This is a genomic window from Streptomyces sp. NPDC054047, assembly GCF_055585065.1.
In genome coordinates, this window is record NZ_JBVJKV010000004.1 from 212,346 (window position 1) to 231,515 (window position 19,170).

At 70.5% G+C, this 19,170-nt stretch carries 19 protein-coding genes; 10 read left to right on the forward strand and 9 right to left on the reverse strand.

Features of this window, described 5'->3' with window-relative positions:
• Nucleotides 1-220: 220 nt before the first annotated feature.
• Entirely contained in the window at nt 221-901 is a 681-nt protein-coding gene (gene snpA / locus ACZ6ZP_RS17700; protein ID WP_351166658.1) for a snapalysin, read from the forward strand.
• Between the two features lie 170 nt (nt 902-1,071).
• Nucleotides 1,072-1,659 (forward strand): hypothetical protein, encoded by a 588-nt coding sequence (locus ACZ6ZP_RS17705; protein WP_351166660.1) that lies wholly within the window; start codon nt 1,072-1,074, stop codon nt 1,657-1,659.
• A 120-nt stretch (nt 1,660-1,779) separates the two neighbouring features.
• Here ACZ6ZP_RS17705 and ACZ6ZP_RS17710 read toward each other — a convergent pair whose 3' ends face one another.
• Nucleotides 1,780-2,214, reverse strand: a complete 435-nt coding sequence (locus ACZ6ZP_RS17710) for an SMI1/KNR4 family protein (RefSeq protein WP_351166662.1) — start codon at nt 2,212-2,214, stop codon at nt 1,780-1,782.
• 195 nt (nt 2,215-2,409) lie between these two features.
• On the opposite strand from ACZ6ZP_RS17710, the gene ACZ6ZP_RS17715 reads away from it, so the two are divergent.
• The 4 genes from ACZ6ZP_RS17715 to ACZ6ZP_RS17730 all read left to right on the forward strand — a co-directional run bounded on the left by ACZ6ZP_RS17715 (nt 2,410) and on the right by ACZ6ZP_RS17730 (nt 6,377).
• Complete coding sequence (locus ACZ6ZP_RS17715; protein ID WP_469407428.1) at nt 2,410-3,924, forward strand: FAD-dependent oxidoreductase; 1,515 nt, start codon at nt 2,410-2,412, stop codon at nt 3,922-3,924.
• 15 nt (nt 3,925-3,939) lie between these two features.
• A complete protein-coding gene (locus ACZ6ZP_RS17720) occupies nt 3,940-5,067 on the forward strand; it encodes a hypothetical protein (RefSeq protein ID WP_469407429.1) in 1,128 nt (375 codons plus the stop codon).
• 4 nt (nt 5,068-5,071) lie between these two features.
• A complete protein-coding gene (locus ACZ6ZP_RS17725; protein WP_366464283.1) occupies nt 5,072-5,737 on the forward strand; it encodes a TetR/AcrR family transcriptional regulator in 666 nt (221 codons plus the stop codon).
• Between the two features lie 241 nt (nt 5,738-5,978).
• Nucleotides 5,979-6,377 (forward strand): hypothetical protein, encoded by a 399-nt coding sequence (locus ACZ6ZP_RS17730; RefSeq protein ID WP_469407430.1) that lies wholly within the window; start codon nt 5,979-5,981, stop codon nt 6,375-6,377.
• A gap of 444 nt (nt 6,378-6,821) precedes the next feature.
• Here the strand turns inward: ACZ6ZP_RS17730 and ACZ6ZP_RS17735 are convergent, their stop codons facing one another.
• The gene (locus ACZ6ZP_RS17735; protein WP_351166672.1) at nt 6,822-7,433 is read right to left on the reverse strand and encodes a TetR/AcrR family transcriptional regulator; all 612 of its coding nucleotides are present in this window, start codon (nt 7,431-7,433) and stop codon (nt 6,822-6,824) included.
• Nucleotides 7,434-7,509: 76 nt separating this feature from the next.
• Here ACZ6ZP_RS17735 and ACZ6ZP_RS17740 point away from each other — a divergent pair, with 76 nt between their 5' ends.
• The 4 genes from ACZ6ZP_RS17740 to ACZ6ZP_RS17755 all read left to right on the forward strand — a co-directional run bounded on the left by ACZ6ZP_RS17740 (nt 7,510) and on the right by ACZ6ZP_RS17755 (nt 12,711).
• On the forward strand, nt 7,510-7,947 hold the full coding sequence (locus ACZ6ZP_RS17740) for a VOC family protein (RefSeq protein ID WP_469407432.1): 438 nt from the start codon (nt 7,510-7,512) through the stop codon (nt 7,945-7,947).
• Between the two features lie 242 nt (nt 7,948-8,189).
• Complete coding sequence (locus ACZ6ZP_RS17745) at nt 8,190-9,143, forward strand: threonine/serine dehydratase (protein ID WP_351166676.1); 954 nt, start codon at nt 8,190-8,192, stop codon at nt 9,141-9,143.
• Nucleotides 9,144-9,563: 420 nt separating this feature from the next.
• Complete coding sequence (locus tag ACZ6ZP_RS17750; RefSeq protein WP_469407435.1) at nt 9,564-10,787, forward strand: alpha/beta hydrolase family protein; 1,224 nt, start codon at nt 9,564-9,566, stop codon at nt 10,785-10,787.
• Between the two features lie 172 nt (nt 10,788-10,959).
• The gene (locus ACZ6ZP_RS17755; protein WP_361473953.1) at nt 10,960-12,711 is read left to right on the forward strand and encodes a chitinase; all 1,752 of its coding nucleotides are present in this window, start codon (nt 10,960-10,962) and stop codon (nt 12,709-12,711) included.
• A gap of 94 nt (nt 12,712-12,805) precedes the next feature.
• On the opposite strand, the gene ACZ6ZP_RS17760 is transcribed toward ACZ6ZP_RS17755, so the two are convergent.
• The 7 genes from ACZ6ZP_RS17760 to ACZ6ZP_RS17790 all read right to left on the reverse strand — a co-directional run bounded on the left by ACZ6ZP_RS17760 (nt 12,806) and on the right by ACZ6ZP_RS17790 (nt 18,923).
• Nucleotides 12,806-13,372 carry a DJ-1/PfpI family protein gene (locus ACZ6ZP_RS17760; RefSeq protein WP_468616479.1) on the reverse strand — a complete coding sequence of 189 codons (567 nt, stop codon included), beginning with the start codon at nt 13,370-13,372 and terminating at the stop codon, nt 12,806-12,808.
• Nucleotides 13,373-13,411: 39 nt separating this feature from the next.
• Complete coding sequence (locus ACZ6ZP_RS17765) at nt 13,412-13,975, reverse strand: Dps family protein (protein ID WP_351166684.1); 564 nt, start codon at nt 13,973-13,975, stop codon at nt 13,412-13,414.
• Nucleotides 13,976-14,094: 119 nt separating this feature from the next.
• Nucleotides 14,095-14,862 (reverse strand): glycosyltransferase, encoded by a 768-nt coding sequence (locus tag ACZ6ZP_RS17770; protein WP_351166686.1) that lies wholly within the window; start codon nt 14,860-14,862, stop codon nt 14,095-14,097.
• Nucleotides 14,859-15,473 (reverse strand): SAM-dependent methyltransferase, encoded by a 615-nt coding sequence (locus ACZ6ZP_RS17775; protein WP_469407437.1) that lies wholly within the window; start codon nt 15,471-15,473, stop codon nt 14,859-14,861. The genes ACZ6ZP_RS17770 and ACZ6ZP_RS17775 overlap by 4 nt, the downstream gene beginning before the upstream one ends.
• Entirely contained in the window at nt 15,470-16,243 is a 774-nt protein-coding gene (locus tag ACZ6ZP_RS17780; protein ID WP_469407438.1) for a PIG-L deacetylase family protein, read from the reverse strand. The genes ACZ6ZP_RS17775 and ACZ6ZP_RS17780 overlap by 4 nt, the downstream gene beginning before the upstream one ends.
• A complete protein-coding gene (locus ACZ6ZP_RS17785) occupies nt 16,240-17,244 on the reverse strand; it encodes an acyl-CoA dehydrogenase family protein (protein WP_469407439.1) in 1,005 nt (334 codons plus the stop codon). Before ACZ6ZP_RS17785 ends, ACZ6ZP_RS17780 begins: the two co-directional genes overlap by 4 nt.
• A 353-nt stretch (nt 17,245-17,597) precedes the next feature.
• Nucleotides 17,598-18,923 carry an APC family permease gene (locus ACZ6ZP_RS17790; RefSeq protein ID WP_469407441.1) on the reverse strand — a complete coding sequence of 442 codons (1,326 nt, stop codon included), beginning with the start codon at nt 18,921-18,923 and terminating at the stop codon, nt 17,598-17,600.
• Between the last annotated feature and the right edge of the window lie 247 nt (nt 18,924-19,170).

The window sequence follows — 19,170 nt, forward strand, 5'->3', positions numbered from 1 at the left end:
CATGTAAGGTGTCAACTCCCTTACTGCGCATACCAGTTGATGCTCTGCAGCTATCACTGAATGGCATCGGTACCAACCAGCCCCGCCTTCCGGATACTCGTCCCGACCAGAGGCCGCACCCGCAGGCCCCGGTCCCGGGATCGCGGGCACCCCCGTGCCCCGAAACTCCCGGCAGCCCGGCCATCCAGGCCATCGGACATCTGGAAGGGACACACCCCCCATGAAGAGATCCCGCACCAGCCTTCTCGCCGTCCTCGGCGCCGCCGCTCTCGTCGGCTCGCTCGCCGCCGCTCCGTCGGCGTTCGCCGCGCCCGCCCCCGACACCTTCAAGCCCCTGTCCACGAACGCCGTGGCGGCGTACGCGGGCTCCGCCGAGAACGAGGCCGCCAACCGGGAGTTCTTCGACGCCGTCATGAAGTCGGCGCTGAAGAAGCAGGCGGCGCAGCCGGGCGTCCAGGTCGTCACCGTCCGGTACCGCACCACCCGCGCGCCGAGCTTCCGCACTCAGATAGCGCAGAGCACGCAGATATGGAACTCCTCGGTGAGCAACGTGAAGCTCCAGGAGACGACCTCGACCGCCGACTTCGAGTACCGCGAGGGCAACGACTCGCGCGGCTCGTACGCCTCCACCGACGGGCGCGGCCACGGCTACATCTTCCTGGACTACCGGCAGAACCAGCAGTACAACTCCACGCGCGTGACGTCCCACGAGACGGGTCACGTCCTCGGTCTGCCCGACCACTACTCGGGCCCGTGCAGCGAGCTGATGTCCGGCGGCGGCCCGGGCACGTCCTGCACCAACGCCTACCCGAACGCGCAGGAGCGCCAGCGGGTCAACAGCCTCTGGGCCAGGGGGATCGCCACCCTCCAGGACAAGGGTGAGCTGACGAAGGTCCGCTGAGGTCCGCTGACCCCGCACCACGCCGGGCCCCGAACCGTGCGCCGGTTCGGGGCCCTTGCCGCATGCTGCCGGACCAGCCGTCGGCGGCCTTCCGTTCGGCCAGCGCCTGCTTGGCCCGCGGTATCGACGGCGCCTGCGGCGAGCTGCGGGGCGGCGGATAGCGTGCGGGCATGGCGATAACGGGGAAGCGGCGCGTCCTGTACCGGCAAGGCAGCGGGTTCTGGCGGATGACGGCGAAGTGGGTCCTGGTCTTCGGGGCCCTGTACCTGCTGGACGGCGGGTTGCTCCGGTCATGGGGCGACGCCTTGGTGTGGCCGATGATCGGGATCCTGCTGTGGGTGCCGTTCGGGGTCGGCATCGTCTGGTACTCGAAAAAGGACCAGCGGTTCGCGCTGACGGAGCGTGAACTGCGGCTGCGACGCAAGCGGTTGCCGATGGAGAAGGTGAACCTGCTGCACGTGGCGCGGTTGTGGCTGGAGGGGCGGTCAACCCTGGACGACCAGCCGGTGCGGGATTGGCCACGGCTCGTCCGGGTGGTGTGGGTGCCGCTGCGGGACGGCCGGGCGCTCGGCGTGGAGTTCCGCGACCCGGCCGCGTTCGCCGAGGTCTTCGGCGCTTTCGCGGTCGAGGCCTGCGGCGGGCCGGACATCGTCCGCGCGAGGGCAGCAGCGGAGACCTACCCGGATCCGCGCCCGATACGGCCCCGCCCCGCCGCCGACGGCGGCTCCAGGCTGGACATCCTGGACATCTTCAACTGAGAGCCGGAAGCGCACGGCAAGGGGCGGCGGCCCGTCAGCAGCGGTCCGTCAGTAGCGGTCCGTCAGAGGCGCGGGGTGCTCACACCCATGCGTGCGTGGACGCCCTCGCGAACTGAGTGCTCAGCCCCGCCACCAGTCCCCGGAGTCCTCCAGGGCCCGGCGCAGGTAGTCGTCAAGACCGTTCGCCGCCCATGAACGCCCGTCCGTCTCGTGATCCCAGACGAACACGTCGTCACGCGGCGGGATCCTGATGAAGGCGAACTGATCCCCGCCGCTGTTGTCGCCGAAGAACATCAGGGGTTCGAAGGGCATGTAGAGCGTGGTGAAGTCCGCCGAGGCGCGGAAGGCGGCGTTCTCTTCGGTGATCCGCTCAGCACTCCACACCACGTCCGTGCCGTAGTGCCCGCGCACTCCATTGCACTCGCGGAGCAGGGACGCGAGATCCTCGGGAAGCGGCTGCCCCAGTACGCGTTCGGCCTCGGCCAAGGCCTCGCTGGTCGCCGGCTCGGCGAGCTCCACACCTGCCATCACTTCGAGCATCCGTTCGCGCCACATGCGGCGAGCCTCTCAAGGCCCTGATGATCGTGACAACCCGCACAACCCGCACAACCCGCAGGCGCGAGCGGCGGCCTCGCCCACCTGCAACGCCTCCGGCATCTCGCAGAAAGCCTGGCTCGTTGGGGCCGCCCCTGTTAGCCTCCCCTGCCACTGATCATACATTCACGCAAGGTGTGTATGAATGGAGGAAGTATGCGGGGACAGAGGGCCGTTGTGCTCGGCGGAAGCGTGGCGGGGCTGTGCGCCGCGGGAGTGCTCGCCAGACACTTCGACGAGGTGATCGTCCTGGAGCGGGACCGGCTCCCGCCCGGCGCGCAGCACCGGCGGGGCGTGCCGCAGAGCAAACATCCGCACTTCTTGCTCAACTCCGGGCGCCGGGCGATCGGTGAGATCTTCCCCGGGTTCGAGGAGAGGCTGATCGCCGCGGGCGGGATGCACCTGATGCCGTCGATGGACGCGGCGTACTGCGAGAACGACGGCTGGGCCCCGCGCAAGACCGGGTCGATGACGATGGTCTACAGCTCGCGCGTGCTCATCGAGCGGGTGCTGCGGGACAGCGTGCGCGAGCTCCCGGCCATCGAGATCCGCGAAGGCGTGACGGTCACCGGACTTCGTTCCAGCGGAGGCGGCACCGCGCGCGGGCGTGTCGAAGGAGTCGAGTACCGCAGGGGCGACGACGCGGTCCATCTCTCCGCCGACCTGGTCGTCGACGCCCTGGGGCGTGGCTCATCCGTCGCCGACTGGCTGCGCACGGCGGGGTGGCCACCGCCGCCGGAGAAGACCCTCGACGCCAAGGTCACCTACACCTCGCGGTGGTACGACCTGCCCCCCGCCGACCGGCGTCCGCCCTCATGGTGGTGGAAGCACTTGGTCGTCACTCCGGCACAGGACACCCGCGACCGGCCCGAGGAACACGAGTTCCTCAGCAACTTCTTCCCGATCGAGGGGGATCGCGCCATCGTGTGCATGGGATCGTGGGGCATCCGGATGCCGCGCGAGGTCGCCACCTTCGAATCCTCGGTGGACCGCGTGCGAGCCACGGCCTTCGGCGAGGCGACGCGTGCCTGCACGCCGACCTCCGAGGTACACCTCACCCGTTCGACCGGCAACAAGTGGCGCCGCTTCGACCTCCTCGAACAGCCCCCGCTCGGGCTGGTCAGCGTCGGCGACTCGATCTGTGCGTTCAACCCCTTCTACGCCCAGGGAATGAGCTCGGCGGCCCGTTCCGCCCTCATCCTCGCCGACATGCTGCCGGGCCACGACGTCCTCGATACCGCCTTCTTCCACGAGTTCCTTGCCCGGCAGAAGAAGTCCCTCGACGTGCCGTGGATGCTCGCGATGGCCCGTGACCAGGCCTATGACTTCGCGACCGGAAGCGAGGTCGTCGCTGCCTGGCGCCGCAGGCTGGCCGCGCGGTTCAGCTGGCCGGTCTTCAACGCCATCACCGCCGCGAGCCGCGAGGACGCCTACGTCGAGCGGACGTTCGCCCAGGTCTTCAACCTCGACAAGTCACTCCGACAGATGGCCACCGATCCGCGGTTCTGGTTCGGCATCGTGCGCCACAAGGTGCGTCAGCGGCTCGGACGCACGGTCGTACCCGGCGGGTTCGACGATCAGCAGGACCCGCCCGGCACCGACTTCAGCAACCACACCCACACCCACACCGGCACGAAGCCGCCCGCCGCGTCCGGCCTCGTCGACCACTGACCCCAGGAGCAAGCAATGGGCTACTCATGCGACGCGGCGGCCGAACGCCTGGCTGAGAGGCTGGGCCACTCCTGTCACCATGCCGAACCCGTCGTGGACTTCCGCAATCCGTTCGGCCTCGAGCACGCCGCCATGCCGTTTCTCGAACTGCTCGTCATCGGCGGCGCGGTGTTCGCCCTCGTCCATGCGTGGCGGCGGTGGCACCGCGACGGCGACCCGGTCAACATCACGCTGTGGTTCGCCTCGATCGTCTACCTGGCGGTGATCGAGCCGCCGCTCTACTTCCCGAGCTGGTTCGGCCTGCAGGAGCACGTCGGGCTCATCTTCTCCCACAACGTGTTCACCGTGCAGTTCATGTACGACCGGCTGCCTCTCTACATCGTCGCCTTCTATCCGGCACTGTCCCAGCTCGCCTACGAACTGATCCGCGTCCTCGGTGTCTTCACGCGGCGCGGGCCCCTGGCCGGGGCCCTGGCGGTCGCGTTCACCTGCCAGGCGTTCTACGAGATCTTCGATCAGCTCGGGCCCCAGCTGCAGTGGTGGGCCTGGAACCCCGGCAACGAGATGATCAACGCTCCCGCGCTCGCCTCGGTCCCGATGAACAGCATGTTCCTGTTCGCCTCGGTGTCGTTCGGCGCGATGACCTACCTCGTCGTCCGGCTGGTCGGCGCGAAGGAAGGGCGGGGCGCACTCACCGGCCGCCAGATCAGCCTGCGCACCATCGCGGCCGGCGCCCTGACCCCCTTGGCAATGGGGATCGCGGGCGTGCCGAGCAACCTCTTCCGCGGTGGCGACCAGCTCGGGATACAGCAGGCCATCCTCGGCGCCGAACTGGCCCTGGTCTGGGTCGTCGGCCTCATCCTCCTCGCGGACGCCTGGCGCGCGCCGCGGGCCGATCAGCCCCCGGTGGCGTCAGCGCAGTTCGCGCGGATCTATCCGGCGCTGTACCTCGGCGTCCACATCGTTCTGTGGCTGATCGCCTTGCCGGCCTACTTCGCGGCGGACGACGGCATCACCGAGCAGGGCACCCCCATCGGCAGCCTCTGGTACACCGTGCTGTGCACCCTCGCCGCGGCCGGGCTCATCGCGGCCGTACTGCGCGCGACCACGTCCCGAAGGACAAAGGAGCCTGTGCGATCCTAGGGCCATGGGGCACCACGGCTGGGGAGGCAGGCCTCCCGCATCGGACGCGGAGGCCCGGCAGCGCATCGTCGACGCGACCGCCCGCTGCATCGACCGGCACGGCGTCACGAAGACCACCCTGTCCGACGTCGCCGGCGAACTCGGCGTCACCCGCCAGACCGTCTACCGCCACTTCGGCCGCATCAGCGAAATCATCGGCGAAGTGGCGGCCCAGGGCGCCGAGTCGTTCGTCGACCTGATGATCGCGCACTTGCACAAAATCACCGACGACCCGGCCGAAGCCGTGGTCGAAGGCATGATCTTCTGCGTACGGACCATCCCCGCCGAGCCCCGCCTGAGCCTGCTGCTGCAACTCGAAGACACCACCGCCTTCGGCCGCGGCACCACCACCCAGGACACCATCACCTACGGCGCCAAGATGCTGCAGCGCTTTCCCGTCGACTGGGGCGCCGCCGGCATCGAGGAAGAAGAGCTCCAAGGCCTCGCCGAGATCATCATGCGCCTCCTGGCGTCACTGCTGCAGCACCCGGGCGAGCCGCCGCACGACGAGGACCAGCTCCGCACCTTCCTCAACCGCTGGCTGGCCCCGGCACTGTCCCGGACCGGGCCCGCCAAGAGGCGGGCCAAGCCTTCTCAAGAATCGTTGTCAGCTCCGACATCATCACCGTGAGCAGCCAACTCGCCGCGCTCACCGGCCAGATACAGACCTCTCGCACCCTCACCATGTGGCGGCTGCTCAACGACTGAGCAACTACAGGCAGCGACAGGCCCGGTGGCAACGCGCGCCCGAAGACGGCCGGCCGCTGAGCGGGCGGGTGTCACCGGAGCTGGATACATCCGCCCGCTGCTCTGATATGCATGGCCGTTGAGGGGCCTGCACGGGTCCCTTCCGAGTGTGAGGGGAGGATCAGATGGTCTACACAGAGCCGATGGCGCGATCCGTCGTGGAGCCGGCCGTGCACGAGCTGATGCACCAGTGCACCGACGGCCAGGAGCGCTCCACGACGGTCGGCTTCGGCGGAGACGGCTTCACCATGTACGCACACGTGCGCCTCCGCCCAGCCACCCCCGCACAGGCCGACGTCTCGCTCGCTTGCTGGACCACCAACATGGACACGGCCCGGTATTTCGGCAACACCCCTCCGAGCGAGCAGGAAACCCGTCTGCCCCCCGACGGCACGGCCACGCCGGACGAGTCACTGACCAGCCGGGTCATGGGGCACTTGGCCCCGCGCATGAACGCACTCGGCAACCCTCGATCAGACGATGACGGCCACCTCACCATCACAGTCCCCCTCGTCTCGCCGTGACAGCCGATCGCAGGCGGCCCGACCCGCTGACAACAACCCTCGCCGGGCCCGCCGGACGCTTGGGAGTGGCGAGGTCCTGTGGTGGCGTCATTTCAGGTCTGCAAGAAGCCCCGGCTGGACGGGGGAGACCAGCCGGGGCGGTAGGGCGTGGCAGGCGGAGGGCGGTCGCCTCTCGGCGAAAGGCTCCATGGGGCTTCAGCCGAACGATCTTCCCCATGGGCTATAGGTGAGGCCCGGGGACACTGTCCCCTCCGCAGCCACACCTAGATGAACGATGACCCGTACACGAATGTTCCGGGCCGGCCGGAATGCCTGGGTGAACTGAGACACATCGAGGGATGCGCCTCCTCGCCGCCGTTCGGCGAGCAGAGGCAGGGACGGACTGCGGGCGCGCCTTGGGTCCGACGCAGCCGACGACGTCAGCGCCGAGGCTCTCGCTGCGCCTCAGCTGCGCCCTTCCCGAGTGCGCAGCCCGGCCAGAAGCCGGTCGAGCGCCTGCTCGCCGGCCTGGGGGTCCCCGCCCCGCGCGATCCAGAGCGCGGCCTCGTTCATCGCTCCCGACAGCAGCCGGGCCAGGGGCTCCACGGGCTGTTCGTCGATGATCCCGGCATCGGCGAGCGCCGTCAGGGCCTCCGCGAGATGCCGGGCGGAGGACTCTTCGTCCGCGGTCCGCCACTCGTCCCACCCCAGGACGGTCGGGGCGTCGATCAGCAGGATCTGGCGCACCGCCGGGTCGGTCCCCGCCGCCAGGAACGTCCGGCAGCCGGCCCGGAGCTGCTCCCAGAGGTCCTGATGCTGCTCGGCCGCGGCCGCGACCCGCTCGCCCAGTTCCCGCTGGACCTCGCTGACGACGGCCCGGAAGAGCCCCGCTTTGCTGTCGAAGTGGTGGTAGGCGGCGCCCTTGGTGACCCCGGCGGCCCGCGCCACCTCCGCCAGCACCACATGGTGATACCCGTCAGCGGCGAACCCCCGCCGCCCTTCGGCCAGCAGCGCCTGCCGCGTGGCCGCCCGCTGCTCCGCCCGGTTGACCGCCATCGAGCGCACCGCCCTTTCCATTTCGCGTACCCGAGGTATGCTAACCCCCGGTTCGCATACCCAGGGTATGCGAAATGGCTGTGAAAGGACCTCTCCCATGACGAACGCACCCACGACCAAGCTCGGCGGCTTCTACCCGGTGATCGCCACCGGGGACGTGGCGGCCTCCCGCGACTTCTACACCCGCCACTTCGGGTTCGAGGCGACCTTCGAGGCGGACTGGTACGTCAGCCTGCGCCGCCCCGACGCCCCGCAGTACGAGCTGGCCTTCCTGGACCACGCCCACCCGACCGTCCCCGAGGGCCACCGCAACGCGATCCGGGGCGGCTTGCTGCTGAACTTCGAGGTGGACGACGTGGACTCCGAGCATCAGCGGCTCGTGGCACAGGCCGGCCTGTCCGAGGTGCTGCCCCTACGTACGGAGGAGTTCGGCCAGCGCCACTTCATCGTGGCCGCCCCGGACGGTGTACTGATCGATGTCATCACCGTCGTTCCGCCCAGCGAGGAGTACGCCAACCAGTACACCGGCGCCTGAAATTCCCGGACCCTGCCGTGGGGGCAGGCGCTCACCTGGCCCGGCCTGCCGGCTGTACGGCACGTAGGCGAAGTGCACTTCGCCTACGCGGGTGCCGGGTGGGCGGCGTCTTCTGGCGTGCACACCCCTGTTGCCCGTTCACACGCAAACGGTTCACGCACCCGATCCTCATCGTCACCGGGATCGATCGCCAACGTAGGGTGCAGAGCAATACGGCGTACGAGACATCCCGGAGGGGCGCCATGGTCGGTGTTGAGGACGTGGAGAACGCGGCGGCGCGGATTGCCGGGCATGTGGTGCGCACTCCCACACTGCCCAGCCCGGGGTTGACCGCGTTGCTCGGGGTGCCGGTCACGGTCAAGCTTGAGCTGCTGCAGCGCACGGGCTCGTTCAAGGCCCGGGGAGCGGTCTCCAAGCTCCTGACGATGAGCGGTGAGCAACGCGCGGCCGGCGTGGTCGCGGTCTCCGGCGGCAACCATGGCGTCGCCGTGGCAGAGATGTCGGCCGCTCTGGGCGTGCACGCCACCGTGGTGATGCCGCGCACCGCACCGGCACGCTCGGTGCAGGCCGCCCGGGCCGCCGGAGCCGACGTACGGCTGACCGCCACCATGGCCGAGGCCTTCGCGACGATGGACCGGCTGGAGGCGGACGGGCTCACGCTGCTGCACCCGTTCTCCGACCCGGTGGTCATCGCGGGACAGGGCACAGTGGGACTCGAACTCGCCGCCGACGCCGGTGAGTTGACGGACGTCCTGGTCTCCATCGGCGGCGGTGGTCTGATCGCCGGTGTGGCGGCGGCGCTGCGGGCACGCCGGCCGGGCGTGCGCGTGTGGGGCGTGGAGACGACCGGCGCCGAGGCGATGTCCAGGGCACTGGCCTGCGGCGGGCCGGTCCAGGTGGATGTGGACTCACGCATCAGCACGCTGAGCGCGCCCATGGTCTCCCCACTGACCTACACCATGGTGCGCGACCTGGTCGACGAGGTGCTGGTCGTGCCCGAGTCGGAGGCCTACGCGGGCGTGCTCGAACTGGCAGAGCACGCCAAGGTATGGGCGGAGCCGGCCGCGGGCTGCCTCCTGCCCGCTGCCCGCCGCGTCCTGGCCAAGACCGGCGAAGCGACCAGGCTCGGCCTGGTGATCTGCGGCGGCAACGCATCGGTGGAGGACGTGACCGCGTACGCGGGCGAGGCCTTCTGAGTCTTCTCAGCGGTCTGCGTCGGGCCGGATCCATCCGTACGCGGGTCCGTCGGCCCGCGTCCGGCGGTGCCTGGCGTGTGCCGGGGCCGAACGCAGTCCTGGGCCGCGCCCGAACGCAGTCATCGGCCAGACCCGAACGCGGTCCTTGTTCGAGGAACCCCTGGCGGTCGGTCGGTCGAGGAAGTGGCCCACTTCGCCGCCGCACCCGGGGTGATCGGGATGGTCTCGCGACCGGTCGGCACCGCCCACCGCATCCGCCCCGGGATGTAAACCCGTGGGCTGATGCGATCGCCGGCAGGTAACCGGTGGGCCGATGCTGCGGGGGAGGGGCACGTGACAGCGTCGCTCCGTGCCCACGGACCGGCCGCGCGGCACGGCTGACGACCCGTCACCAGACGACCCGTCACTAGGGGAGGCTCCATGACCACCACGCCGTTCAGCAGCCGGAAGGGCATGACACGCCGCAGCATGATGGGAGCCGCGCTGGCCGCCGGGGCCGCCGTGCCGCTCGCCGCCGTCGCCCGCCCCGCCTGGGCCAGCCCGGTCACGGCCGCCCCCGCCGCGAGGCGGCGGCTCATGCTCCCGGCGCCTACCGGGCCGCACCCGGTGGGCACGGTCCAGCTGCACCTCGTCGACCGGTCGCGTCCGGACGCCATCGCGGGCCCCGGGCACTTCCGCGAGCTGATGGCCACCGTCTGGTACCCCGCCCGGAACGTCCAGCGGTACCCGGTGGCGCCCTGGATGCCGGCCGGCGCCTTCCAGGCGTTCCTCGCCGACGCCGGGTTCAGCGAACTGGCATCCCTGGGGCCGCTGACCGCCGGCCACGTGGGTGCTCCGGTGCGGCGAACGGGCCGACGGCTGCCCGTCGTCGTGTTCTCGCACGGCGCGCACAGCCACCAGGGCGACCACACGGTCATGGTCCAGGAGCTCGTCAGCCACGGGTACGCCGCTGTGACGGTGGCTCACCAGTACGACACGTACACCGAGTTCCCCAACGGCCGGATCGCCGTCCCGCTCGACGACAGGGAAGCACCGACGATGCCCGGGGACTTCGCCGCTGACCTGCGCTTCGTCCTCGACTGTGTCGAGCAGCTCGCCGCCGGGCGCAATCCTGATGTCGACCGCAAGGAGCTGCCGGCCGGACTGCTCGGCTCCCTCGACCCGCGGCGCACGGGCGCGTTCGGCTGGTCGAAGGGCGGGACGGCCACCGCCTGCGCCACGCTCGCGGACGAGCGCATCCGGGCCGGGCTGAGCCTCGACGGCCCGATGCAGATGAAGCCGCCGCTGACCGGCGACCTGGACCGGCCGTTCATGCTGCTGTCCGCCGAGTTCACCCGGGCCACGGATCCCGAGGTCGCCGCATTCTGGTCGCACCTGCGGGGCTGGCGGCTGAACATTCAGGCCCAGGGTGCCGCCCACATCTCCTGCGGTGACAACGAGGCGTTGTTCCCGCAGGTGGCGAGGCTGTTGGGATGGAGCAGGCAGCAGCTCCAGGACGTGATCGGCACCCTCGATCCCGATCAGGCGGTGAAGATCCAGCAGGCGTATCCGCTCGCGTTCTTCGACGAGCACCTGCGCCACCGTCGGGGCCACCTGCTCGACGGGCCGTCCCCGGCCTTCCCGGCAGTGACATTCGTCCCGTGAGCACCCGGGACCGCAGCGCCGTGGTCCCTCGCAGGCCGACCACCCGGCCCTGCGGGGTCAGCTCGTTTCGCCAGAGGTCTTGACAACTCGATTGGTCTGGACCAGCTTAGCGCGCAGTGACGGTGGCCACCGTTGTTCACTTCCGTCCTTCGCTCCTCCCTGGAGGCATTCCGTGGACCGTGTACGTCAGGGCAGACCCGGCGTTCGCCGGAGAATCGGCGCGGCGATCGCCGTCGGTGCGGCCGCCGCACTTGCCGTCACCGCACTTGCCGCGCCCGCGCAGTCGGCGGACGTCAAAGCGGCGCACGCCACCGCGGCTGATGCCAAGGCGGCGGACGTCAACGTTGCCAAGAACGCTGGTTTCGAGGCGGACTTGAGCAACTGGACCTGCGCCGCGAACAGCGGTGTCGCCGTCACCTCCCCGGTGCACGGCGGCGCGAAGGCGCTCAAGGCCACCCCGTCGGGCCAGGGCACCGCCGAGTGTTCCCAGATCGTCTCGGTCAAGCCCAACTCGACGTACAAGCTCAGCAGTTGGGTGCAAGGGAGCTATATCTACCTTGGCGCCCGTGGCACCGGTACCACCGACGTGTCGACCTGGACGCCGGGCAACTCGTCCTGGCAGCAGCTCTCCACCAGCTTCACGACCGGGGCGAACACCACGTCGGTCACCGTGTACACGCACGGCTGGTACGGGCAGAGCGCGTACTACGTGGACGACGTGAGCGTCCTTGGGCCCGACGGGGGCGGCGGCACCGACCCGGTGGAGATACCGGCCGTGCCCACCGGCCTCGCGGCGGGCACGACGACGTCCACGTCGGTGGACCTGTCCTGGACCCCGGTGTCCACCGCCACCGGATACACCGTCTACCGCGACGGCACCAAGGTCGCCTCGGTCGGCGGCGCCTCCACGACCGTCACCGGTCTCACACCGGACACCGCCTACAGCTTCCAGGTGAGCGCCTCGAACGCGGCGGGTGAGTCCGCGAAGTCGACGGCGGTGTCCGCACGGACCGCCAAGGGCGGCGGCGGAGACGGCGGCACCGTGCCCAAGCACGCGCTGACCGGCTACTGGCAGAACTTCGACAACGGCGCGACCGTCCAGAAGCTGCGGGACGTGTCGTCGCAGTACGACATCATCGCGGTCTCCTTCGCCGACGCCACCACCACACCGGGCCAGATCACCTTCAACCTCGACCCGGCCGTCGGCTACTCCTCCACCGCCGACTTCAAGGCGGACATCGCCGCCAAGCACGCCGCGGGCAAGTCCGTGATCCTCTCGGTCGGCGGAGAGAAGGGCACCATCTCGGTCAACAGCGACGCCTCCGCGACGGCCTTCGCGAACAGCGCCTACGCGCTGATGCAGGAGTACGGGTTCGACGGCGTCGACATCGACCTGGAGAACGGCCTCAACCCCACCTACATGACGAAGGCACTGCGCCAGCTCTCCGCGAAGGCGGGTCCGAAGATGGTGCTCACGATGGCGCCGCAGACCATCGACATGCAGTCCACGTCCGGCGGGTACTTCCAGACGGCGCTGAACGTGAAGGACATTCTCACGGTCGTCAACATGCAGTACTACAACAGCGGTTCCATGCTGGGCTGTGACGGCAAGGTCTACAGCCAGGGCAGCGTGGACTTCCTGACCGCACTCGCCTGCATCCAGCTGGAGGGCGGCCTCGACCCCTCACAGGTCGGCATCGGCGTCCCGGCCTCGACGCGCGGCGCGGGCAGTGGATACGTGGCCCCGTCGGTCGTGAACAACGCCCTCGACTGCCTGACCCGCGGCACCGGCTGCGGATCCTTCAAGCCGTCGAAGACCTACCCGGCGCTGCGCGGCGCCATGACGTGGTCCACCAACTGGGACGCGACGGCGGGCAACACCTGGTCGAACTCCGTCGGCCCCAAGGTGCACAGCCTCCCGTAACGAGCGAGCGAGCGAACGACATGGCGGGGCGGGGCGGACCACCCACGGTCCGTCCCGCCCCGCCAAAGGTCTTGACGCTGGATATGCCCCTTGCTCAGGTGCCGACCAGGGCCTTGTTGACGGCGCCGAGGAAATCGTCGAGGTCCTTCGGCGTCCGGGACGTGACCAGGGTGTAGCCGTTTGCGCCGTCGCTCACCACGGCTTCGTCGACCCAGCTCTTGGCACCTGCGTTGAGGACATCGGTGCGCACCGAGGGATAAGAGGTCAGGGTCTTGTCGTTCAGGACGTCGGCTTCCACCAGCGCCCAGGGCCCGTGGCAGATCGCCGCGATCGGACGACCCGATGCCGCGAACGCTTTGATCGCCTCGAGGGCCTTGGGCTGCAGGCGCAGCTGGTCGGCGTTGATGGTGCCGCCGGGGATCAGCAGCAGCTGGTGCGCGCCGGGATCCAGGGCCTCGAGCGTGGTGGTGGGCTCCAACGTCTCACCGGGATCCCGATCGCCCACCAGTGTCTGGACAGGATCTGCGGTCACGGCTGCGACGGTGACATCCGCGCCGTCCTCCCGCAGCCGGCGGACCGGCACCAGCAACTCGTCCTGCTCCACTCCGTAGTTGGTGACGAGTACCAGCACCCGGTGGCCGTTGAGCGGCGTGTCGGACATGGTGTTACACCCTTCTCTCGTTCCCCCCTGCTTGTGGTGTCAGTGGTCGATGGACTGCTTCGCGGCTTGCGTCTCGGTGCTGGCGCCGGCCGTGGCGAGGGTGCCGCCCACGGTCTCCAGGTGCGCCCGGACGAACCACTGGAACTGCTCCAGGTCACGCAGTTGCCCGATCAGCAGGTCCTCGGTGGCCGGGTCGATGTCACCGACCGTCTTGGTCGCGGCCCGCAGGTCCTGGAGTATGCCGGTGTACACCAGGTCGAGCGCGCCCAGATGGGCTATGGCATCGGCGCGGCCCAAGCTGTAGTCCTCCCAGCTGCGCTCCGCGACCAGTGCGCCCGGAGTGCCGTGGGCGACGCCCCCGAGGGCAGCCAGACGCTCGGCGACGTCATCGGCCATGTCGCGAACACGGTCGACCTGCGGGTCGATCATTTCGTGCACGGCGATGAAGTGCGGGCCCACCACGTTCCAGTGGACGTGCTTGAGCGTCAGGTGGAGATCATTGAGGGCATGCAGACGCTGCTGCAGCAGCTCGATGACCGTGCCGGCGTCCTGCACCGTGAGACCCGGGACGGTGTAGCGGGGGGTGGCGGCCTTGGAAGTCATCGTCATCTCTCCTGTCTTGTGCGGGTTTGCCGCCTCCCGGTACCCGTGATCGGCGCACGCAATCACCGCAGTCCCATCCGAACCGGTCGACGTGCATGGTGTCCGGGGCATGTCTGGCATCAGGGCCGCCTTACGGGGGCCGGTGGCCTGGGGCCGCCCGTCGCAGCGGACGGATGCCATGCCGCGCAGTGCAGGGATGCCAGGAGGTCGGCGAGGCCCCCGGGGGCTCGCCCGGCCAGGCGGGCCGAGGTGTGCACGGGGTGCTGGTCGGTACGGGCGACGCGGAGCCCCGCGGCGGACAGCCGGACCGCGAGGTCGCGGTCTTCGCCGGTGGGCAGCGGAGCGAAGCCGCCCACCCGCAGGTAGGCGGCGGCCGACACACCCAGGTTCGCACCGTGCACGTGCGGGTGCTCCCACCTGCTGTCGGCCTCACCGAGCCGACGGGTGAGGAAGTAGGCGGCGTCGTGCCGGGCCACCAGGAGGGATCCGGCCGTGGTGGGAGCGAGGCGGATGGACCCCAGAACGGCGTCATAGCCCCGCCGCGCCCAGGCGGCCTGGTGAGTGAGCCAGGCCGCGGGCACGGTGGTGTCGGCGTCCGTCATGGCCAGCCACACGTCCGGACCGGCAGCGGCCAGCAGTTGCAGTGCGCGGTCGGTGCCGGCGGCCCGCGCGGCTCCCACGTTGCGGCCGCGGGTCTCCACGACCTGCGCTCCGCCGTGGGCGGCCAGGGCGGCCGTGGCGTCCGTGCACGCGTCCGCCGCCACCACGATCAGTACGGGCAGCGGCGCAGCCCGCGCGGCTGCCACCCGCACGCTGCGCAGGCAGGCGGCGATGCGGCGTTCCTCGTTGTGCGCGGGGACGACCACGGCCAGGGCTGAGGGCGTCACGCGAGACCTTCCGCGCGGGCCACGGAGAGCACCGGCCCCGTGCCTGGGGCGTGCTCGTGGACGGTGAGGGTGAAGTCGGGGTCGTCGTAGCGGGCCAGTGGGCTCAGTGCCGTCAGGGTGTCGAGCTGCCCGGCGATGTCGCGGCCCGTGCAGGTGTGCTCGGCCACCGGGTGGTTCCAGTGCACCGTGACCAGATGGCCGCCCTCGCTCAAGCTCCGCACGCTCTGGCGCAGGAGCCGCGCACGGGTGCCGGCGTCGAAGTAGTAGAGGAGTTCCGACAGCACCACGAGGTCGAAGAGCCCCTCGGGCCACTGCTCGGGCACTGCCATCCGCCGCACCGCCACGTGATCCAGCCCGGTGGTGCGCCGAGCCGTGGATTCGACGGCCGAGGCCATGCGGTCGGTGGACAGAAGACGGCCGCAGCGGGCGGCCAGGAGCTCGGTCAGCACGCCTACCGAGCAGCCGGGCTCGAAGGCTCGCGCGTAGCGGGGGCGGGGCAGGGCCGCCACGGTCAGGGCGTACTTGCGGCGGTCGTACCAGCGCTCGCCGAGGTGCCATGGATCGGCGCTGTGGGCGTATTGGCCCTCGAAGTAGCCCGCGGGGGTGTTCAACGCATCACCGTCTCGAAGGTGCGGGTGTGATGGGCCATCTCCTGCGCCGGCAGCACCGCCGCGACGCCTGGGCCGCGCGGCTCCAGCTGGCTGGTGAACCGTGCCAGGGCTGCCTTCTTGCGGTCGAGCGCCGCTTCGCCGAGAGGCAGGACCGAGGACCGGTGCCACGGCACGCGGGGGTCGTGCGGGCGGGCCCAGTGCCACATCCACACCGGATAGGACCACACCGGCGTGGAGGTGTCGCGGCCTGCGCCCGCGGCGGCCCGGCCGGCGGCCTCGTGGTCGCTGTGCAGGTCGCCCTCCCACGGCGCCACGCATACGGCGGCCCCGACGGCGTTCAGGAGCTCGCCGATCGCCACCCGGGCCCTCTTCTCGTGCGCATCCAGAGCCGTATCGGGCAGACCGGCATGCACAGGGGCGGGCAGATCGCCGAGCTCGCCGAGCGCCGCGGCCAGTTCGCCGCGGCGCCGGGCGGCCAGCTGCGCCCGGGCCGGTGGGGTCGCGGGCCCGTGGGACGCCTCCCCGTCGCTCAGACACAACGTGTGGACCGCCACCCCGGCCTGGACCAGAGCGGCGATGGTGCCGCCGAATCCCAGGACCTCGTCATCGGGATGGGCCGCCACCACGACGACGGGACCGGTGGGGAGGGCCACGCGCGGCAGGTGCTCCGCCAGCCGTGCTCGCCGCCACTCGGCCTCGTCGGTGCCCTGGGCGTCAATCGCCGCAGCGGCGGCCAGCCGCGCGGCGCCGACGGTCTTCGGCGTGCTCATCGCGCCGCCTCCTGCCCGGAGTCCGTGACCGCCAGGCGGCCCAGTTCGGCCAGGTTCGCCTCGGCGTGGTGCTGGCGTACGTAGACCGTCAGATCTGCCACCGCGCGGGCGTGCCGTTCGTCGTGGCACAGCGGTCCGGCACCGGTGGCACGCCCCACGCGGTCAAGGACCTCGGTGCACACCTTCTCGGTCAAAGCCCGCACGCGCAGGCTGCGCACCCGCGCTTCCTGGCGTACGTCGAGAGGGTCGGCGTCGATGTCGTCGCCCGCCTGGCGCAGCACGGTGCCGGCCGTGTGCAGCAGCATGTCGACCGCTCCGAGATGCGCCGCCGCGTGCTCGTTCAACCGGCCCGCCGCTGCCCGCTCGTACAGCGGCGCGGCGACCGCGTGGGCGCCGCCGAGCCAGCAGGCCGCCACGCCGATCCCCCCGTGCTGGAAACCAGGCCGGGCCAGATAACCCTCCACCCCGCCGACCGCCCGCGCAGGCACGTTGGTGAACGACATTTCCAGGCTGTCGCTCCCGGCCATACCGATCGCCGGCCACGTCCCTTCCAAAGGCCTCGCGCCCGGGTGATCGAGCGCTACGGCGAACAGGCGGTAGCCGTCATCGGCGTCTGCGGTCACCAGAGCGTGGGTGCAGCTGCGAGCACCGGAGCAGTAAGGCTTGACCCCGCTGATCGTCCACTCCTGGTCGGCCGGAGTGGCGTGCGTTCCGGGCCCCGGCGGGCGCGCGGCCCAGACGCCCCACCGCTCACCTTCGGCGGGCAGGGGGTGAGCCAGGTCGTTCAAAATCGCCGCAGCGTCCAGGTGTCCCTCGGCGAGCCGAGCCAGAGACAGGTCCTGCCGCCCCAGAGCGGTGAGGGCGGCAAAACGGCGTGCCGTGGACCGGCCCGGCAGGGGAACGCGGGGCGCCTCGCGATCGACGAAGGCGGCGAACAGGTCTGCCGTACGCCGCTCCGGCGTGCGGAGGCGATCGGGTATTCCGGGGGGCGTGGCGATCACGCGGCCTCCTGCCTCCTTCGTCGAGGGCTGCTCTCACCACAACGCAGCTGTCCGGCGGCGCGCGGTGCGGGCCGGTGGCTCGCTCAGCCCCGGTACCCGGCGGGTGATCCCATCTCCCTCTGGCCCGGAAGATGCTCTGCCCGCCGACGCCTTCGTCCTGGCTCGGCCGGTGTACCTGCCGAGAGCCGACCAGGGGCCGGCTCGGCAGGGCGTGGCAGGCGCTTTCCACAGCCCAGCATCCGACAGCACACCGGCCGCCGCCACTTCGCGAGAAGCTCCAAAGGGTCCGCGTTCCTGTCTCCGCGAGCCACCGCGAGCCTGCCCCGCGGGCGTCAACGGGCAGGAGCTTGCGTTCAACGGCTGCGACGCACTCGTACCGCGGCGACAGCGCCCAGCAAGGCGCCGACGGCAAGGACGATGAGCCCCCTGCCCCAGACGTCCCGTTCGATCTGTGTCGCGAGCAGAACGCAGGAGGCGGCGCCCAGCACCGCAACCGCGGTCGGCGCTCGGTAATGGTCGCGCGAGACGGTGTCGCGGCGCAGGACGAGGAGCGAGGTGTTGACGAGGAAGAACACCACGAGGAGGAGCAGGACCAGCGTGGAGGCCAGGGTGTCCACGTCGCCGGTCAGCGCGAGGAGCAGGGAGAGCGCAGTCGTCGCGGCGATCGCCGCCCAGGGTGTGCGCCGGCCGGGCAGCACCTTCGTCAGAAAGAGGGGCAGGAGGCCGTCCTGTGCCATGCCGTAGGCCAGGCGTGAGGACATGATGCCGGTGAGCAGGGCGCCGTTCGCGACCGCCACCAGAGCAATGGCGCTGAAGAGTTCTGTGGGGACCCCGCCGGCCACCCGGACGACTTCGAGCAGCGGCCCGCTCGATTCGGCCAGCCTTCCGGTGGGTACCGCTGCGGCCGCGGCCGCGCCTACCAGCGCGTACACCGCGCCTGCGGTGATCAGGGCGCCGAACAGTGCTCGGGGGTACGAGCGGCGAGGGTCCTGGGTCTCCTCGGCCACGTTGACGGACGTCTCAAAGCCGACGAAGGAGTAGTAGGCGAGCACCGCCCCGCTGAACAAGGCCGCCACGGGGCCCTCTTGCGCAGTACCCAGGTCCGTCAGTCTCCCCAGGTCCCCGTCGCCACGCAGCACGATCCAACAGCCCAGCCCGATCACGAGCAGCAATCCGCCGACCTCGATGACGGTGGCGACCACGTTGGCCCGCGTCGACTCGCTGATCCCGCGCGCGTTCAGCAGCGCCAGCGCGGCCAGGAACACGATCAGCACGAGCACGATGGGGAGGGTGACGAACTCCGCCAGATAGTCACCGCCGAACCCCCGCGCCAAGGCGGCAACCGAGACGACACCGGCGGCCAGCATGCAGAACCCGGTCAGGAACCCGGCGAACGGACCGAACGCCAGGGTCGCGTAGTGGGACGAACCACCCGCGCGCGGATACTTGGTGACCAGCTCGGCGTAGGAAGCGGCGGTCAGCAGCGCCAGACACAAGGCGGCGATCAGCGGGGCCCACACCGCACCGCCGGCGTCGGCCGCGACTTGCCCGACCAGGACGTACACGCCTGCTCCCAGGACGTCTCCGAGGATGAAGAAGTAGAGCAGCGGCGTGGTCAGCGCCTTCTTGAGCGACGTCGGGGACTGGGACGCCTCTGACTGGTCAGGGGGTGCTTTCACGTGGCCCGTATACCCGCTCCGGTGTCCCACAGGCCGCGCGTCCCTCGGATGCCAGAGATCCACGCTGCTCCACGAGGACACCCTCACGCTGGTGGACACGATCGGCCGGCAGATGACGGCACGCGCCGACCGCCGACTCATCGGAGCGCGCAGTTCCGGTCGCAGTACGCAGTCACGCGCAGCCCCACGGCACCCCTCGGCCGACACCGGCCACCTGGTTCGGTACTCCCCGGCGCATGCTGCTCCA

What these genes read in the sequence shown, in the direction of transcription:
- snpA (WP_351166658.1), top strand. Translation starts at nt 221, where the DNA reads ATGAAGAGATCCCGCACCAGCCTTCTCGCCGTCCTCGGCGCCGCCGCT.
- ACZ6ZP_RS17765 (WP_351166684.1), bottom strand. Translation starts at nt 13,975, where the DNA reads ATGACTTCCAAGGCCGCCACCCCCCGCTACACCGTCCCGGGTCTCACG.
- ACZ6ZP_RS17710 (WP_351166662.1), bottom strand. Translation starts at nt 2,214, where the DNA reads ATGTGGCGCGAACGGATGCTCGAAGTGATGGCAGGTGTGGAGCTCGCC.
- ACZ6ZP_RS17705 (WP_351166660.1), top strand. Translation starts at nt 1,072, where the DNA reads ATGGCGATAACGGGGAAGCGGCGCGTCCTGTACCGGCAAGGCAGCGGG.
- ACZ6ZP_RS17745 (WP_351166676.1), top strand. Translation starts at nt 8,190, where the DNA reads ATGGTCGGTGTTGAGGACGTGGAGAACGCGGCGGCGCGGATTGCCGGG.
- ACZ6ZP_RS17730 (WP_469407430.1), top strand. Translation starts at nt 5,979, where the DNA reads ATGGTCTACACAGAGCCGATGGCGCGATCCGTCGTGGAGCCGGCCGTG.
- ACZ6ZP_RS17725 (WP_366464283.1), top strand. Translation starts at nt 5,072, where the DNA reads ATGGGGCACCACGGCTGGGGAGGCAGGCCTCCCGCATCGGACGCGGAG.
- ACZ6ZP_RS17720 (WP_469407429.1), top strand. Translation starts at nt 3,940, where the DNA reads ATGGGCTACTCATGCGACGCGGCGGCCGAACGCCTGGCTGAGAGGCTG.
- ACZ6ZP_RS17780 (WP_469407438.1), bottom strand. Translation starts at nt 16,243, where the DNA reads ATGAGCACGCCGAAGACCGTCGGCGCCGCGCGGCTGGCCGCCGCTGCG.
- ACZ6ZP_RS17735 (WP_351166672.1), bottom strand. Translation starts at nt 7,433, where the DNA reads ATGGAAAGGGCGGTGCGCTCGATGGCGGTCAACCGGGCGGAGCAGCGG.
- ACZ6ZP_RS17740 (WP_469407432.1), top strand. Translation starts at nt 7,510, where the DNA reads ATGACGAACGCACCCACGACCAAGCTCGGCGGCTTCTACCCGGTGATC.
- ACZ6ZP_RS17760 (WP_468616479.1), bottom strand. Translation starts at nt 13,372, where the DNA reads ATGTCCGACACGCCGCTCAACGGCCACCGGGTGCTGGTACTCGTCACC.
- ACZ6ZP_RS17750 (WP_469407435.1), top strand. Translation starts at nt 9,564, where the DNA reads ATGACCACCACGCCGTTCAGCAGCCGGAAGGGCATGACACGCCGCAGC.
- ACZ6ZP_RS17715 (WP_469407428.1), top strand. Translation starts at nt 2,410, where the DNA reads ATGCGGGGACAGAGGGCCGTTGTGCTCGGCGGAAGCGTGGCGGGGCTG.